The 15,379-nt window shown below is 72.4% G+C and carries 18 protein-coding genes; 9 read left to right on the forward strand and 9 right to left on the reverse strand.

All coding sequences use genetic code 11. The features are described from left to right. Positions 1-165 precede the first annotated feature (165 nt). Complete coding sequence (locus ABB07_RS36500; protein WP_208902717.1) at positions 166-1,974, forward strand: alkaline phosphatase family protein; 1,809 nt, start codon at positions 166-168, stop codon at positions 1,972-1,974. A gap of 96 nt (positions 1,975-2,070) precedes the next feature. On the opposite strand, the gene ABB07_RS36505 is transcribed toward ABB07_RS36500, so the two are convergent. Together ABB07_RS36505 and ABB07_RS36510 are read right to left on the reverse strand one after the other, a co-directional pair. Next, positions 2,071-2,298, reverse strand: a complete 228-nt coding sequence (locus ABB07_RS36505; protein ID WP_208902718.1) for a response regulator transcription factor — start codon at positions 2,296-2,298, stop codon at positions 2,071-2,073. A gap of 190 nt (positions 2,299-2,488) precedes the next feature. Next, the gene (locus tag ABB07_RS36510) at positions 2,489-2,806 is read right to left on the reverse strand and encodes a sensor histidine kinase (protein ID WP_208902719.1); all 318 of its coding nucleotides are present in this window, start codon (positions 2,804-2,806) and stop codon (positions 2,489-2,491) included. Between the two features lie 70 nt (positions 2,807-2,876). On the opposite strand from ABB07_RS36510, the gene ABB07_RS41600 reads away from it, so the two are divergent. Beyond that, a complete protein-coding gene (locus ABB07_RS41600) occupies positions 2,877-2,999 on the forward strand; it encodes a hypothetical protein (protein ID WP_279617412.1) in 123 nt (40 codons plus the stop codon). Positions 3,000-3,003: 4 nt separating this feature from the next. Here ABB07_RS41600 and ABB07_RS36515 read toward each other — a convergent pair whose 3' ends face one another. Then, positions 3,004-3,831 carry a serine hydrolase gene (locus tag ABB07_RS36515; RefSeq protein ID WP_208902720.1) on the reverse strand — a complete coding sequence of 276 codons (828 nt, stop codon included), beginning with the start codon at positions 3,829-3,831 and terminating at the stop codon, positions 3,004-3,006. A gap of 191 nt (positions 3,832-4,022) precedes the next feature. On the opposite strand from ABB07_RS36515, the gene ABB07_RS36520 reads away from it, so the two are divergent. Then, a complete protein-coding gene (locus ABB07_RS36520; protein ID WP_244189642.1) occupies positions 4,023-5,063 on the forward strand; it encodes a permease in 1,041 nt (346 codons plus the stop codon). Further along, positions 5,060-5,824 carry a TIGR03943 family putative permease subunit gene (locus ABB07_RS36525; protein ID WP_208902721.1) on the forward strand — a complete coding sequence of 255 codons (765 nt, stop codon included), beginning with the start codon at positions 5,060-5,062 and terminating at the stop codon, positions 5,822-5,824. Before ABB07_RS36520 ends, ABB07_RS36525 begins: the two co-directional genes overlap by 4 nt. On the opposite strand, the gene ABB07_RS36530 is transcribed toward ABB07_RS36525, so the two are convergent. Beyond that, a complete protein-coding gene (locus ABB07_RS36530; protein WP_208902722.1) occupies positions 5,811-6,356 on the reverse strand; it encodes a pyridoxamine 5'-phosphate oxidase family protein in 546 nt (181 codons plus the stop codon). The genes ABB07_RS36525 and ABB07_RS36530 overlap by 14 nt on opposite strands. Before the next feature lie 455 nt (positions 6,357-6,811). On the opposite strand from ABB07_RS36530, the gene ABB07_RS36535 reads away from it, so the two are divergent. Both ABB07_RS36535 and ABB07_RS36540 read left to right on the forward strand, forming a co-directional pair. Then, positions 6,812-7,414: an Rv1733c family protein gene (locus tag ABB07_RS36535; RefSeq protein WP_208902723.1), complete on the forward strand. Its 603-nt coding sequence runs from the start codon at positions 6,812-6,814 to the stop codon at positions 7,412-7,414. A gap of 408 nt (positions 7,415-7,822) precedes the next feature. Further along, positions 7,823-8,065, forward strand: a complete 243-nt coding sequence (locus ABB07_RS36540; protein ID WP_208902724.1) for a hypothetical protein — start codon at positions 7,823-7,825, stop codon at positions 8,063-8,065. Between the two features lie 61 nt (positions 8,066-8,126). Here the strand turns inward: ABB07_RS36540 and ABB07_RS36545 are convergent, their stop codons facing one another. Both ABB07_RS36545 and ABB07_RS36550 read right to left on the reverse strand, forming a co-directional pair. Next, the gene (locus ABB07_RS36545; protein ID WP_208902725.1) at positions 8,127-8,537 is read right to left on the reverse strand and encodes a hypothetical protein; all 411 of its coding nucleotides are present in this window, start codon (positions 8,535-8,537) and stop codon (positions 8,127-8,129) included. Between the two features lie 339 nt (positions 8,538-8,876). Next, on the reverse strand, positions 8,877-9,143 hold the full coding sequence (locus tag ABB07_RS36550) for a GlsB/YeaQ/YmgE family stress response membrane protein (RefSeq protein ID WP_208902726.1): 267 nt from the start codon (positions 9,141-9,143) through the stop codon (positions 8,877-8,879). 255 nt (positions 9,144-9,398) lie between these two features. On the opposite strand from ABB07_RS36550, the gene ABB07_RS41605 reads away from it, so the two are divergent. The 3 genes from ABB07_RS41605 to ABB07_RS36565 all read left to right on the forward strand — a co-directional run bounded on the left by ABB07_RS41605 (position 9,399) and on the right by ABB07_RS36565 (position 13,085). Then, positions 9,399-10,523 carry a TerD family protein gene (locus ABB07_RS41605; RefSeq protein WP_208902727.1) on the forward strand — a complete coding sequence of 375 codons (1,125 nt, stop codon included), beginning with the start codon at positions 9,399-9,401 and terminating at the stop codon, positions 10,521-10,523. Between the two features lie 163 nt (positions 10,524-10,686). Beyond that, positions 10,687-11,049 (forward strand): ArsR/SmtB family transcription factor, encoded by a 363-nt coding sequence (locus tag ABB07_RS36560; protein ID WP_208902728.1) that lies wholly within the window; start codon positions 10,687-10,689, stop codon positions 11,047-11,049. Between the two features lie 332 nt (positions 11,050-11,381). Further along, entirely contained in the window at positions 11,382-13,085 is a 1,704-nt protein-coding gene (locus ABB07_RS36565; RefSeq protein WP_244189643.1) for an LCP family protein, read from the forward strand. Between the two features lie 19 nt (positions 13,086-13,104). Here ABB07_RS36565 and ABB07_RS36570 read toward each other — a convergent pair whose 3' ends face one another. From ABB07_RS36570 to ABB07_RS36580, 3 genes are all read right to left on the reverse strand, one after another. Then, positions 13,105-13,338: a hypothetical protein gene (locus ABB07_RS36570; protein WP_234357842.1), complete on the reverse strand. Its 234-nt coding sequence runs from the start codon at positions 13,336-13,338 to the stop codon at positions 13,105-13,107. Between the two features lie 54 nt (positions 13,339-13,392). Then, on the reverse strand, positions 13,393-14,262 hold the full coding sequence (locus tag ABB07_RS36575) for a class II glutamine amidotransferase (RefSeq protein ID WP_208902729.1): 870 nt from the start codon (positions 14,260-14,262) through the stop codon (positions 13,393-13,395). 178 nt (positions 14,263-14,440) lie between these two features. After that, on the reverse strand, positions 14,441-15,355 hold the full coding sequence (locus ABB07_RS36580; protein WP_208902730.1) for a TIGR01777 family oxidoreductase: 915 nt from the start codon (positions 15,353-15,355) through the stop codon (positions 14,441-14,443). Positions 15,356-15,379 lie beyond the last annotated feature (24 nt).

The following is a 15,379-nucleotide window of genomic DNA, read 5'->3' on the forward strand; positions in this document are numbered from 1 at the left end:
GCCTCGACCGCGAGGTGCCGGACGCGAACTTGTCTGGTCAAGTTTGGTCGCGGTTCTTCCCCTCGACAGCCACGACCAGTACTCATGTCCCGTTCGTTGCGCACAGTCAGGCCGTGCGGGCGCCACCCGTCACGGCATCCTCACCAACGGGACGAGGTACCACGTATGCGACTGCGCTGGAGATCTTTCGGCGGGCTGCTCGCCCTCCTCGGCGCACTGATCGTCGCCGCTCCCGCCCCCGCCGCCCGGGCGGCCGGGAACAGCGGCAACCTGATCGTCAACGGCGACGCGGAGAGCGGCGGCTACTGCACCGGCGACTGGGCGGCCGCCACGACGGTCCCCGGCTGGACCACGGAGGCGGGCGGCCTGAACGTCATGTGCCACAGCGTCGCCTCCTTCGGACTGCCGAGCGACGGCAACACTGCGGGCAAGGCGTTCTTCGGGCCCGGCAACTTCGGCGACGGAGCGATGACACAGACCGTCGACGTCTCCTCGGCCGCCTCGGCCATCGACGGCGGGGGAGTGCACTACAACCTCTCCGGCTGGCTCGGCGGCTGGACCACCTACAGCGGCTATGCCGCGGTCAGCCTGCACTTCCACGACGGCAGCGGACGCCCCGTCGGTGCCGCCGCCAAGCTGCCCACCGTGTCCGCGAGCGACCGGGGCCTGGCCACCAAGTTCCTCGCGCGCAGCACCACCGGCGCGGTCCCGGCCGGCACCCGCTCCATCCAGGTCGAGGTGCAGTTCCTGTCGACGAGCAGCGAGACCGGCTACCTCGACAACCTCTCCCTCACCCTGGACACCCCGGTCACCGCGCCCACTCCGCTCTCGCCGCCCGTGTCCAGGGTCCCCGGCTACGACCACGTCTTCATGGTCATGATGGAGAACACCGACTACTCCGAGGTCATGAACGACCCCGCGGACACGCCGTACATGCACGGCCTCATGTCCCAGGGCGCCACACTCACCGACTTCCACGGCGTGTACCACCCGAGCGACGAGAACTACCTCGCCGTAGCCGGCGGCGACACCTACGCCAAGGGCGCCACCTACTTCCCGAACATCAACTCTCCCGAGCGTAACCTCGGCGACACCCTGGAGGCGGCCGGCAAGACCTGGAAGGCGTACGAGCAGGGCATGGGCACGCCCTGCAACACCAAGAACAACAACGACAGTTACTACGAGCCCGACGACGCACCCTTCATCAACTACACCGACATCAGCGGTGACGCGACGCGCTGTGCCGCCCACCTGTTCGACACCACGCAGCTCACCACCGACCTGAAGTCCGCGGCCACCACACCGGACTTCTCCTGGATCGCCGCCGACGACTACTACGACGGCGAGGCCTCCGGCAACGGCAGCAGCACCAGCCTGAAGACCCAGGACGGCTGGCTGAAGCAGACCCTCGCCCCGGTCCTGGCCTCCCCCGCCTGGACGCAGGAGCGCTCGCTGCTGATCCTGACCTGGGACGAGAGCCAGAACGAGGGCTACAACCACATCGTCACCACCCTCGTCGGCTCCCAGGGCACCGTCCCGGCCGGCACCAGCAGTCCGTCGCACTACGACCACTACGGCATCGGCCGCACCGTCGAGGCCGCGCTCGGCCTGCCGGGTCTCACGGCCAATGACACCTACGCGACACCGCTCAACGCCGCGTTCGCCCCGGCCACCGCGACCACCCCGACGCTCACCGGCGACCTGAACGCGGTCTCCGGCGGCGGCAACGTCACCTTCCGCTACTCGGTGCCGTCGGCGACCCAGGTGAACGCCAAGAACTGGATCGGCGTCTACCCGGCGGGCGTGACCCCGGGCAAGCAGTCCTCGCTGACCTGGTCCTACGCCCCGAACGCCAGCGGCGCCGTCACCTTCCCGACCGGCAGACTGGGCGGAGCGGGCACGTACGACGTGTACTACCTCGCCAATGACGGCTACTCGGTCCTCGCCGGCCCGTTCTCCCTGACCGTCGGCTGACCGGCGACGACGAAAACGGCCGTGCTTCCTGGCCGTCGGACGGCAGCGCCCCGGGTCCGTGCGCATCAGCGCGCCGAGGCCGGGCCCGGGACGTGATCACATGCCGAGGGAGATGGCCACGCGGGTCAGTTCGGCCGTGTTGGTGATGTTGAGCTTGGCCCGGATGCGGCGCAGGTAGGCGTCCACGGTGTGGGTGGACAGGCCCATGTGGCGGGCGGTCTGGAGATAGGTGCGGCCGGCGGCGATGTGCCGGAGCGTCTCCCGCTCGCGCGGAGCCAGCGCGGGGGCGGGGGCTTCGGTGTGCGTGGCGAGGGTGGCGCTCATGGTGCTTGTCCTCCGGCGGCGAGGGGTCTGACCGTTTAGGGCGATTTGCCCTTGTTTCTCCAGACTGCTTGCCGGACGTCATGACGGTGTCCGCCGACTGTCACAGGCGCGTCACAGGGGTGGCGGATTGGTTTGGACCACTCGGAGGTGGCGGCGGGGCAGGCTCACCTGAGGGACCCGCGTGCACCGGTCAGACGAGGCCGGCCCGGTGGGCGTACAGGGCAGCCTGGACCCGGTTCTCCAGGCCCAGCCCGGTCAGGACGCAGCCGCTCCCGCATCCCGACCAGCCCCCGCCCGCTGCCGGGCACCGGCCGGTGGCCCGGGCCGGCGGGTCGTTCTCGACCTCGACCGTGAGCCGCGCGTCGTCACCGCGCACGGCGATCCGTACGGCGACCGGACCGGCGTGCTTGACCACGTTCGCCAGCGCCTCCTGCACGATCCGGTAGGCCGAGACCTGCATCCCGGCGGGCGGCGCCGCCCGCCCGTCCACCTCGACGGCACAGGTCACCCGGCACCCCGCGGAGGTCGCGACCCCACAAGCCGGTCGAGACCGGCGGCTCGCGGCGGAGCGGGACCCCGTGCACGGCGTCACGACGGTCTACGACCGCATCGGGGACACCTTCGCCCGGCTCTGCCTGGCCGCGCTCGGGTCGCTCGCGGTCACCGCCGTCGTCCGGCCCCACCGGCCGGGGGAACGCTGAGGCGCTATGCGACTGCCTCGCGCGCCGTCCGCTCGACCAGGGAGATGCCGTCGCTCATCGAGGCGCTGCCGTTCGACAGCACCGCGACGAGGCAGCGGTGTCCCTTCACGGTGACCTGGCCGACGCTGTTGACGTCCCAGAGGCCGGAGGTGTTGCGCTGCAGCCAGCCGTTCTTCAGTGCCCGCGGGGTTCCGGAGCCGCTGACGGCCGAGACACCCCAGGTCTGCTCGGGGACGACCTTGCCCATGAGGCCGCGGATGTAGGTCCGGGACTGCGCGTTCAGGGCCGACTTCCCGGTGGCGCCGGACCTCCCCGTTGCGTCCCCGTCGAACACGGCCCGCAACATCCGTATCTGGTCGCTCGCGGTCGTCCGGGTCAGGCCCCACTTGACGCCAGTCCCGCCCGTCGTCGACGTCAGCCCCAGTCGCTTGTTGGCCGCCGCCAGCCCGGAGGCCTGGCCGATCTCGCGCCAGAGTGCGTTGGCCGCCGTGTTGTCGCTGCGTTCGATCATCGGCTCGGCGTGGCCGCGCTCGGCGGCGGTGAGCTGCCGTCCCGCGTCCTGCGCCCGGAGCAGCAGCGCCGCGAGGATGTCGACCTTGACGATGCTGGCGGTGTCGTACGCGGTGTCCTTCCCGTGCACCACGGGGGTGCGGCCGGCGGCGTCCAGGTCGAGCACGGCCGCCGTGGCACGCGGGGAGGCGGCCCGGGCGGGGGCGGCCGCGGCCGGTGCCGGGTGCAGCGCGCCGACGGAGACGAGGGCCGCGGCCGAGGCCAGCAGGGCACAGGTCCGCGTGCGCGCGAAGGTGAAGGTGAGGAAGGGGTAAGACGGCATGGCCTCGAACGTAGACAAAGCGTGTGCTGGGCGACGTGGCAGCGGTCACCTTCGGGCCTGTTCATGGCAAATTGTGAGAAGGGCCACGGGTGCCGCCAATGGGACGCATCCGCCGTCCGGGCGCGGGTCGATGCGGGGTGGCAGCCGGGGCCGCGCCTATCGTCGGCCAGACACCGACATCCGGAGTGATCATGGAAAAAGCGGATGAACTGGTTGGCGTGGCCGAGGGCGTGACGGTCGTCCCCGCCGGTTCGCCGTCCGTACGCCGCGTCCGGCCGGGGCCGCTCGGTGCCGCCCTCGTGATCACGCTCGGTGCCGTCGCCGTGCTCGCGCTCGCCGGAACCGGGTGGCTGGATCAGCCCGCCGTCCAGGCCTGGCGCACCGTGTGCCTCGCCATCACCGTCCAGGCACTCCCCTTCCTCCTCCTCGCCACCGCCCTGTCGGGCGCGATCAACGCCTTCGTGCCGGCCGACCTCTTCACCAAGGTCCTGCCGAAGCGGCCCGCCCTCGCCGTGCCCGTCGCCGGCGCCGCCGGGGCGGTGCTGCCCGGGTGCGAGTGCGCCTCCGTCCCGGTCGCGCACAGCCTGATCCGGCGTGGTGTCACCCCGGCCGCCGCCTTCGCCTTCCTGCTCTCCGCGCCCGCCATCAACCCCGTCGTGCTGACCGCCACCGCCGTCGCCTTCCCGGGCAACCCCGCGATGGTCGCCGCCCGGCTGCTTGCCTCCCTCGCCACGGCGGCCGTGATGGGCTGGCTGTGGCTCTGGCTGGGCAGGGAGAAGTGGTTGCGGCCGGTGCTGCGAAACCGGCACACCGGCCACCGGCACGGCCGCAGCCGCCTGCACGAGTTCCGGGTCGGCTTCCAGCACGACTTCCTGCACGCCGGCGGCTTCCTCGTCCTCGGAGCCATGGCCGCCGCCACCTTCAACGTCGCGGTGCCGCGCTCCGTCCTGGACGCCTTCTCCGGCTCGCCCTGGCTCTCGGTGCTCTTCCTGGCCGGGCTCGCCGTGCTGCTGGCGGTCTGCTCGGAGGCGGACGCCTTCGTCGCCGCCTCGCTCACCGGCTTCTCCCCGGCCGCCCGGCTCGCGTTCATGGTGGTCGGCCCAATGGTCGACCTGAAGCTGATCGCCCTTCAGGCGGGCACCTTCGGGCGGGCCTTCGCCTGGCGGTTCTCCACGGCCACCACCCTCGTGGCGGTCGCCGCGAGCGTCCTGACCGGAGGCGCGCTGCTGTGAGACGCCCGGCCCAGACCCTCCTGTTGACCCTGACCGGCATCGGCCTGCTGCACGCGACCCTCTTCACCGACCTCTACCTGCGCTACGTCAAGGCCGGTCTGCGTCCCCCGCTGATCACCTCCGGCGTGGTCCTGCTGCTGCTCGGGCTGGCCGCGGCGGCCGCACGGGGCGGACCGGAACGCGCCGCCCACGACGACCATGACCCCGGCCCCGGCCCGGGCCCCGGCCATGGTCACGGCCACGCCCACTCCGCAGCCCCGCCCGTCGCCTGGCTGCTGTTCCTCCCCGCGCTCAGCCTGCTCTTCTACGCTCCGCCCGCCCTCGGCGCGTACACCGCGGCACGCTCGAACGCCAAGCCGGTCGCCGTGCAGAAAGGATTCGCTCCGCTGCCCGCGACGTCCCCGCTGCCCCTGACCCTCACCGACTTCACCAAGCGGGTCCAGCAGGACCCCAGCCGGGCCATCAGGACCAGACTCGTCCGGCTCACGGGCTTCGTCACCCCGGCCGCGGGCGGCGACGGCTGGTACCTGACCCGCATCATCTTCACGTGCTGTGCGGCGGACTCCCAGACCGTCAAGATCCGCGTGTACGGCAGCGAGACCCCGCCCGCGAACACCTGGCTCGCGGTGACCGGCACCTGGCACTCCCAGGGCGCCCTCGGCACCAGAACCGCGCAGCCCGCCCTCGACGCCCAGGCCACCCGCCCCATCGCCCAGCCGGTGAACGCCTACACCGACGACCTGCCGCTCACACCGTCGTAGGGCCCGCCACGTACCTCTCCCCAAGCCGGCGGCCGGGTGGTGCCTCCAGACTCCTGCCTCCATGCGCCCGCCGGGCGGAGCCCTTGGCGGGCGTGGCCGGTGTGTCGGTGAGCAGCACGCCCGTCACCATCGAGGGGTGGATGCGTACGGCGTGGTCCATGCCCTCCTGCGGCGCCCAAGGGGCGAGCAGCGTCCGGACCCGGGCGAGGTCCGCGGGGTCCGTGACGAGCCGGGCGTACCCCGTGACCACCACGCTCCAGCCGAGATGGGTGTCCGGGTCGATCGCGTCGGCCTCGTAGGCGACGACCACGCCCTCGCCTCCGCCCTGCCGCGCGTGCGTGGTCAGCGCCGCGCCCTCGTGGGTGCGGATCACGATGTCGCCGCCGTCGAGGACGTGGTTGACCGGGCGGACGGTGGGCAGCGCCTGCCGCGTGAACACGACCCGCCCCAGGGACACGCTGTCCAGCAGCCGCAGCGCCTCCACCGGGTCGAGGTCGATGCGCCGGTGCGCCGGCTCGCCGTCACGGATCATGGCTGGCTTCCTCGCGGGTGGCTGCTTCTTCGCGGGTCGGTGGCTCTCCCCGCCTCGTCTTCGCGGGTCGGTGGCTCTCCCCGCCTCGCAGGTCCCCGGCGCGCGGCGGCAGCCGGGGGACGGAGCGACACCGCGGGGGAATCGGTGCCGCTCCTGATCCCCACTGTCGTCCGTCCCACGCCGTCCACCCAGTGTCCTTCGGCCCACGGCGGCAGGGCCGTACGTCCCGACTCCGCCGGTCGGCGGGGGGCGGGGCGGGAAGTCGTCCCGAGCCTCTCGCGCACTCACTCCGCCGACTCCCGGATTGAGGTGCACGATGGTGTGGTGACACTCGACGGCCGGGTCCGGGAGACCGCCCCGAGCCCGCTCGCCGCCCGCCCGGCGCGATCCTGCCCGGCGAGGGGTACGTGGAGCGGTACGGCGAAGCCGCCGGTGCGCGAGAGGAGGCGGTGACGATGACCCGGACACCTCCCACGACGGTCGCCCAGGTACGGCTGTGGCGCTGGCGACGCAATCCGCTCCGGCGGCACAGCGACGTCGTCGAGGCCTGGATCGTCCTCCTGACCTGGGTGCTCGCCGTGCTCGGCGGGGCCGCGGCGGGTCTCGTGGCGGCCCAGACCGCCGGTGCGGCGTTCTCCGCCCGGCAGGCCCAGGTGCACGCCGTGTCCGCCGTGCTCACCGACGGCGCGGCGCGGACCCCGGCCTCCGGGACCGGCTACGACGACGGGCGGGTGTGGGCCACCGTGCGCTGGACGGACGTCCACGGCACCGTGCACACCGACCGCGCGAAGGTGCCCCCCAGCGCCCCCACCGGATCCCAGGTGACCGTGTGGACCAACCGCGCGGGTCATGTGGTCTCCGCGCCCGTCACCGGCGCTGCCGCCGATCTCCAGGCGGCCCTCACCGGCGTCCTCGTCGCACCGACGGCCGGCACGGTGGTCTGGGGCGCGGGCTGGGTGGTCCGCAACCGGCTGATCAAGCGGCGCATGGCCGAGTGGGACGAGGAGTGGAAGCAGATCGGCCCCCGGTGGGGGAACCTCAGCGGCGGCCGGGGCTGAGCACCCGACACCGGGCGGCGTCCGCCGCCCCGCGTGCCGGAGAGGGCACGACAGGGCGGGAAGGGCCACCCGCTTCTCGCGGATCCGGATTGCGCGGTGCACGGCTCGCGGCCGCTTCCCCGCGTCTGTTCTCGGTCCTTCCCGCCACTACCAGCACACCACGGAAACCGCCGTCCCACCAGGCCCAGCGAGCATGTGCCGTCGTGCACCCGTCCTGTCCCGCCCCCTGTGAGGGAGTCGTTCCGGCACCTCAGGGGGCTTGCAACGCATGACCGGACACGGGCCGGTCAGACCTTTCCCATCCACTTTCGCACCGCCAACCTGCCGGTCCGCGCGGGCCGTTGCCACCCGGCACCGCCGGGTCCGGGGTGCTCGTACAACCTCCGGGACTCGCCGAGGACCCAGTACATGATCAACCGTCCAGCAGGCCGCGACATGCGCTACGCCTCCGAGGAGACCCCTCGTGCGCTCAGCCTTCCGTCCGGCGGCGGTAGGGACTCCGGTGGCGGCGGCACCGGTACCGGCGGCCGGGGGAACGCTCCGCACGGTCGGTCAGTCGGCGGTTCCGGCACGACGGGAGCCACCGGCGCCTTCGGTACGTCCGCCACCTCCGGTACGGCCGCGGTACGCCGCAGGCCCACCGGGAAGTGAACCGGGCTCCCGCTCACGCCACTTGAGGTACGGCGGCTCGAACCGCGCGCGCCACGGGCGCTCACACCTTGCGCAGGACGACGAGGAGCACCAGCAGCACGGTGGCGCCGGCGGTCGTGCCGTGGGCGACCACGGCCGTGAGCGGGAAGTGCCGCTCGGCCGTGGCGTCCCCGTGGGAGTGGCGCCCGGAACTGGGCAGCCAGCGCAGCAGCATCATGAAGCCGAACGCGGCCACGATCAGCACGACCGCGCACGCGGCCCAGGCCGAACTCCGCACCCCTCCGACCACGTAGGTGGTCCAGGCGGCGAGCCCGGTCACCGCGAGGGCCACGTGCCCCAGCACGAGCCACAGCGGCAGCCGCGTCACACCGGGCGTGCGCTGCCGCAGTCCGCCGTGCCGGACCCACACCGTGCCGAGGTATCCGCCGAGCCCGGCGGTCAGCAGCCACGCGCACAGCACGAAGACTCCCATACGACCCGCTCCCCCCTGTCCTGAGTACGGCCGGGCCCTGTGACGGCATCAGGGCTGCGTGGCTCAGCACACCGCACAGAGCGGGAGGAGTCCGGACATCCATCCGCCGATTCACCCGTAGGGATGAAAAGTGGCCTGGTTGCCCCACGAGCCGTCCGAAGGGTGCAAGAGCGTCCCGCTCAGGCCACCGCGCCCGGCTGGCGTGCGTCTCCGCCGCCGCGGTGACGGCCGGCGCCTTCAGCACCGGAGTCGGGTCGGCGAGTCGTCGGCGAAGAGGGAGGAGAAGCCCGAGCGCTCGGCGTGGCGGCCGAAGGCGATGCCAGGCGCCCGGGAGCCGGGTCAGTCCCGGGAGTTGCCGAACAGGATGCGGTAACCGATGAGCAGCACCAGGGAACCGGCGATCGCGGCGCCCCAGGTGTAGAGGTCGAAGAAGTGCTTCTCCACCGGGCGGTGGAGGAAGCGGACCGAGAGCCAGCCGCCGATGAAGGATCCCGCGACGCCTATGAGCGTGGTGCCGATCAGGCCGCCCGGGTCGCGGCCGGGGAGCAGGATCTTCGCGATGCCTCCGGCGAACAGGCCGAGGATGATCCAGCCGATGATGCCCATGGTGATGTTCCTCCCGTCGGGTCGGGATCCGCGTCGAGTGCGCCGGAGACCGACACGTGTTATGCCAGCTTGCGCAAGCCTAGGGGCAGCTCGACGCAGCCGGACAAGGGCTGTTGGCCGCCCGCGGGCCTCTGGTGATGACCCGTCGAGGTTCTGCGACACGATTAAGACATTGCGCAATCGAGGAACCCGGAGTGGCCCAGGGACGTCGATCATGATGAACGCGGTAAGTACGAGCGGCTGCGGAGGACGTGGATGAGCGTGTCCCTGACCAAGGGCGGCAATGTGTCGCTGAGCGAGCAGGCCCCCGGTCTGACTGCTGTGACGGTCGGGCTGGGCTGGCAGGCCGACACCGGCTACGAACTGGACGCCGGTGCCCTGCTGTGCACCGCGTCGGGCAAGGTGCCGTCCGACGGGCACTTCGTCTTCTTCAACAACCTGAGCAGCCCCGACGGTTCGGTCCGCCACCTGGGCGGCGGCGGTCCGGTCGACGGCGACGACCAGCGGATCGAGGCCGACCTGACCAGGGTCCCGGACGAGGTCGAGAAGATCGTCTTCACCGTGTCGCTGTACGAGGGCGCGAGCCGCGGCCAGTCCTTCGGGCAGGTGCACCGCGCGCACATCCGCGTCCTCGACCGGGAGGGCGGCACCGAACTGGCCCGCTATGACCTCGCGTCCGGCGGCCTGTCGACCGAGACCGCGCTCGTCTTCGGCGAGTTGTACCGGCACGGCGCGCGGTGGAAGTTCCGCGCGGTCGGGCAGGGATACGCCTCGGGACTCGCCGGCATCGCCACCGACTACGGCGTGGCCGTGCTGAAAGAGACACCCCCGAGCCCGGTTCCCGACCTGAGCCCGGCTCCCGACCCGGACCCGGTCGCCTTGCCGCAGACGCATGCCGTCGACCAGGGGCCGCCCGCCCCGCAGAAGCCGCCGGTCGCCGCCCCGCCGGCCCCGGCGTTCCCCTCGTCCCCGCAACCCACCACCGGGAGTTCCAGCGTGACCTGCTTCTTCGACCCCAACCACGGCCCGGGCGTGACGACCGTGACCTGGTCCCCGCAGTGGGGCGTGCCCCGGCCGGTCCAGACCTGCGGCGCCTGCGCGCAGCGCGTACAGACCACGGCACCCCCGTTCTACACCCCGCCCCAGCAGGGTTATCCGCAGCCGGTGCCGCAGGGCTACCCGCAACAGGGCTACCCGCAGCAGGGGTACGGCCAGCCGTACGCGGACCACGACCAGCACCAGCAGGGCGGCGGCCGGCGCTTCGGTACGGGCGCGCTCATCGGTGCCGGTGCGGCGGGCCTCATCGGCGGCGCGCTGCTGAACGAGGCGTTCGACGACGACGAGCCGGAGGTCGTGGTCAACAACTTCTACGAGGACTGAGCCCTCGCTAGAAGGGGACTCTTCCCGCCGCCTCCGTGCGTGCGCCCGGTCCCGGCGCTGACGGCCGGACCGTCCCGGTGGCACTTGGCCGCCGGGACTGGGCGCCTACACTGGGTGGGCGCGCGTGCGTCGGCTGTGACGAGGGCGGGGACGGGAGAGGACTGTGACGGAGAGCGTCGCCGGCATCGAGGACCCCTCCGCGGAGGTGCTGGCCGAGGCCGCCGCGGCGTTCGGTCTGCTTGCCTCCTCCGCCCGGCTGCATCTGATGTGGGCCCTGTCGCAGGGGGAGAGCGATGTCACGCATCTCGCCGACCGGGTGGGCGGAGCGCTCCCGGCGGTCAGCCAGCACCTGGCGAAGCTCAAGCTCGCCGGACTCGTCCGCGCCCGCCGTGAGGGCCGGCGGCAGGTCTACTACATCGAGGACCCCGACGTCGTGACCCTGGTCCGGGTGATGGTGGGTCAGCTGACGGCGCGCTCGGCAGGCCCCTGCGGCCCTGTCCGCGGGCTGCGCGGGACCGGCGGCTGAGAGCGCCCGCGCGGGGATCTTTCGACCCTGTGACGATCCCTTCCGCAGCGGCTCCGCACTGCGCTTTTGATGAAAGCTCTATATGTGGCTCTTATCTGAGGCGCGTAGACTCCCGCTCCCGTACCGTCGCGGGACCGCACGGCTGTTCCATGAGATGCCTCACCTGTGAATCATGTGTGTATCTGTGCTGTTCGGCCCACAGATTTGTTAGATTGCGCAACCACGCAAGCAACGGCGGAGCGGTGCGCTCCGCCGCCCGTACACCGCCGCGCGGGCCGGGCCGTACCCCCCACGGCCCAGCCTGAGGGCCCGACCGTTCAGGGGAGTGGGAGATGAGCGACCCGTGGGACGGGCCCACCGGGCAGGCCACGCGCAGCCGTAGCGCTCGGCTGCCCGGACAGCGAACGGCCGAGTCCGGCGGGACGCCGCGGCCGGGTGGCCGGGCCGCGGCCCGGGCGGCCGCCCGCGAGCGCGGCAGGCGAGGGCGCCGGGGCCGTCCGGCGGGCCGCGGCAGGAAGGTGCTGAAGGTCCTCGGGATAGGCCTGTCGGTGATCATCGTGGTCACGGCCGGTGCGGGCTGGTGGTTCTACCAGCACCTGAACGGCAACATCCACAGCGTCGCCCTCGACGGCAAGGGCGGCACCGAGAAGGCCGACGCCTTCGGCCGCACCCCGATCAACATCCTGGTCATGGGCTCGGACGGCCGCACCAGCAAGGCCGACTGCGCGCTCGGCGGAGGCTGCTCGAAGACCGGCGTGCAGACCGGCAGCAACGCGGACGTGGAGATGGTGGTGCACATATCCGCCGACCGCTCCAACGCGACGGTGATGAGCATCCCGCGCGACACCATGACCCGGGTCCCGGCCTGCAAGGACAGTGAGTCGGGACAGTCCACCTCCGGCTACTACGGCCAGATCAACAGCGCTCTGCAGTACGGCCCCGCCTGCCAGGTGGCCACCGTCCACCAGCTCACCGGCATCCCCATCGACCACTTCGTCAAGCTCGACTTCTCCGGCGTCGTGAAGATGTCCGACGCCGTCGGCGGTGTCTCCGTCTGTGTCAGCGACGACGTGTACGACACCTACTCCCACCTGAAGCTGTCCAAGGGCACCCACACCCTCAAGGGCCAGGCCGCCCTGGAGTTCGTCCGGTCCCGGCACGGTTTCGGCGACGGCAGTGACCTCGGCCGTACGATCTCGCAGCACATCTTCCTCAGCTCGATGATCCGCAAGTTCAAGAGCGCGGGCACGCTCACCGACCCGACCGCGGTCTACGGCCTGGCCGACGCCGCGACCAAGGCGCTGACCGTGGACGACGGCCTGGACAGCGTGAAGAAGCTGATCTCGCTCGCGTCGGACGTCAACAAGGTGCCGACGAAACGGATGACGTTCACGACGATGCAGACGGCGCCCGACCCGAACAACAAGGAGCGCGTGGTCGTCGGACCGGGTGCCAGGACGCTGTTCTCCACCATCGCCAACGACCAGTCGCTGACCACCGGCTCCGGCAAGAAGTCCGCGGCGGCCTCGGCGACCGCGAAGGCCACCACGCCCGCCGTGCCCGCCTCGCAGATCGCCGTCACCGTCGAGAACGGCACCACGGTCACCGGCCGCGCCTCGGTCATCGCCACCGCCCTGACCGACCAGGGCTTCAGCTCCGCGACGACCACGGCCAACGCGCCGAGCCCGGCGACCACCACCAGCCTCACCTACGGCACCGGTCAGAAGGACGAGGCGATGACCGCCGCCAAGGCGCTCGGCCTGCCCTCCTCGCATCTGAAGCAGGGCACCGGCACCGGCCTGACCCTGGTGATCGGCAGCGACTGGCCCAGCGGCACCACCTTCCCGGGCGGCAGCTCCTCGCCCGCGCCGGCCGACACCCAGGCCGCCGTCGGAGGCGCCCACGCCTCCACCGCCGACCAGGCCAAGACCTGCGCCAAGGTCAGCCCCTACCGGACGGTCAGCCTCAACGGCGTCTCCATGACCCCGGCCCAGGCCTACGCGGCGGCGCGCAGCACACCCGACTCCGATTCCTGACCGGTGGGCCCGCGGTGTGTCAGGGGCTCGCGATGTCGAAGCCGTACCGCAGGGGCTCGCTGGTGACGGCGTAGTCGCGGCGGTACAGGTACACCGCCTCGGCGCGTACGCCGCCGGGCGGTGCGGCCTCGACCTGGCAGGGGTACGTCACCTGGATCACGCGCGGCCGGTCGGAGACCTTCATCCGCAGCCCGTCCGCCGGCCCGCCCTCGAGCACGGCGGTCTCCCAACCCGTCACTTCGGTAGTCTCCACGCCCGAAAGTTTACGGGTTGCGCAAGTTTCGAGTTCGTGAGCCCGGTCACCGCGCTACGCGGGCCGTTGGGAGGCGGCCGCCTCGGGGCGCAGGTCGGACAGGGTCAGCGGGTGGGCCGGTGGATCGGCGACGGCGATGCGGGAGGTCACCCGCAGCTCGGGGTCGACGTGGAGCAACTCGCCGGGCGCCATGAGCTGCCAGTGCGGGCTCTCGTCCATGGGCTCGCTGGCCACGACGACCGCCGGACGATCACCCAGATGCGCCGAGCGCACCCGCATGTGGCCATGCCGGCCGGCGTGGTCGAGATGCCGCGATCCGTGGTGACCGCCCGCCGGGCGCCGCAGGACGTACAGCTCGTGGGTGGCGGGATAACGCAGGGCCCACAGCTCCCGGGCGGTGACGAGGATGATGTTCAGGGCGTACAGGGGCAGGTTCCCGGCGACCCAGCGGGCAGCGGACGCGATGCCGGCGGACACGTCCCCGCCGTGCGCCGCCGTCTCCCGCGTGACGAGGGCGAAGAAGCGCTCGGAGTCGGTGTCCCCGTGCACCAGTGAACGGTCCTCGCCGAGCTGCCGGTCCAGTTCGTCCAGCCCCTCGATCACGCCGTTGTGCGCGAACAGCCGCCCGCCCTGCTCGAAGGGGTGGGTGTTGCGCACGTCCAGCCCGCCGGTCGAGGCGTAGCGGATGTGCGCGAGGAAGGTGGCCGACTCCACCTCCCGGGCCTCCCGGGCGAAGGCGCGGTCCTCGTACGCGGCGATCGGTGCCTTGTGCACCTCCGGCCTGCCGCCCGCGTCGAAGAACCCGAGCCCGGTGCCGTCCGGCTCGCGGCGACTCTGCACACTGAGACTGTCGGGGGCGTCCAGCAGCCAGAACGTGGCGTGCGTGCGCAGCGGGGAGCTGATCAGCCCGAACAGTCGGCACACGGCTTCCTCCTCGTCACCCGTCGTCCGCGGGCCACGTCGTCCGGTTCCGTCCGCAGGGCCACGTGGTCCCGCGCCCCGCCCGGACGACCATGGTCCCGTGCGCCGGGCGTTCGCGCACTCGGGCACGGACGGAATCCGGCCTCGCGCTCGGCGCTCTCCGCTCCTGCGGACGGCCTCGTCAGGCGGCCGGTCGCAGCACCGAGTCGAGCGCCGCGCCGATCGTCGGATGGGCGAAGGCGAAACCGGCCTTGTGCAGGGCGGCCGGTACGACGCGGGCGCTGCACGTGATGCTCGCGGCGAACTCGCCGAGCGCCGCGCGCAGGGCGAGGGCCGGTACGGCGGCGACCGCGGGACGGCGCAGGGCGCGGCTCAGTGCCCGGGTCACCTCGCGGTTCGTCAGCGGTTCGGGGGCCGTGAAGTTGACGGGTCCGGAGAGTTCCTCGGTGCCGAGGGCGAAGCGGAGCGCCGCGATGTGGTCCGTCAGGGAGATGAACGGCCAGAACTGGTCGCCGGAGCCGAGCCGGCCGCCCAGTCCGAAGCGGAAGAGCGGGAACAGCCGGCCGAACGCCCCGCCCCGCGCGGAGACGACCAGTCCGGTGCGCGGGTGCACCACGCGGACGCCGGCCTGCCGGGCCGGGTCGGCGGCCGCCTCCCAGTCGACGCAGACGGACGAGAGGAAGTCGTCCCCGGCCCGCTCGCTCTCGTCGACGGTGCGTTCGCCGGTGTCGCCGTAGTAGCCGGTCGCGGACGCGGAGATCAGGACGCGCGGCGGGGCGGCGGACACGGCGCAGGCGCGCGCGACGGTGTCGGTGCCGCGCACCCGGCTGTCGCGTATCTCCCGCTTGTAGGCGGCCGTCCACCGCTGGTCGCCCACACCCGCGCCGGCCAGGTGCACGACGGCGTCGACGCCGTCCAGCGCGCCGGGGGCGACCCGGCCCGCGACCGGATCCCAGTGCGCGGACTCGCTGCCGTCGTGCGGGGCGGCGGCGGAACGGTCGCGGACCAGGCGGACCACCTGGTGGCCGTCCCCGAGGAGGGAGCGGGTGAGGGCGGAGCCGATGAGTCCGGTGGATCCGGTGATCGCGACACGCATGGCGTCCTCCCGAGCAGCTCGCTT

Origin of the sequence: Streptomyces incarnatus (assembly GCF_001027185.1) — a bacterium.
Taxonomy (GTDB): domain Bacteria; phylum Actinomycetota; class Actinomycetes; order Streptomycetales; family Streptomycetaceae; genus Streptomyces; species Streptomyces puniciscabiei.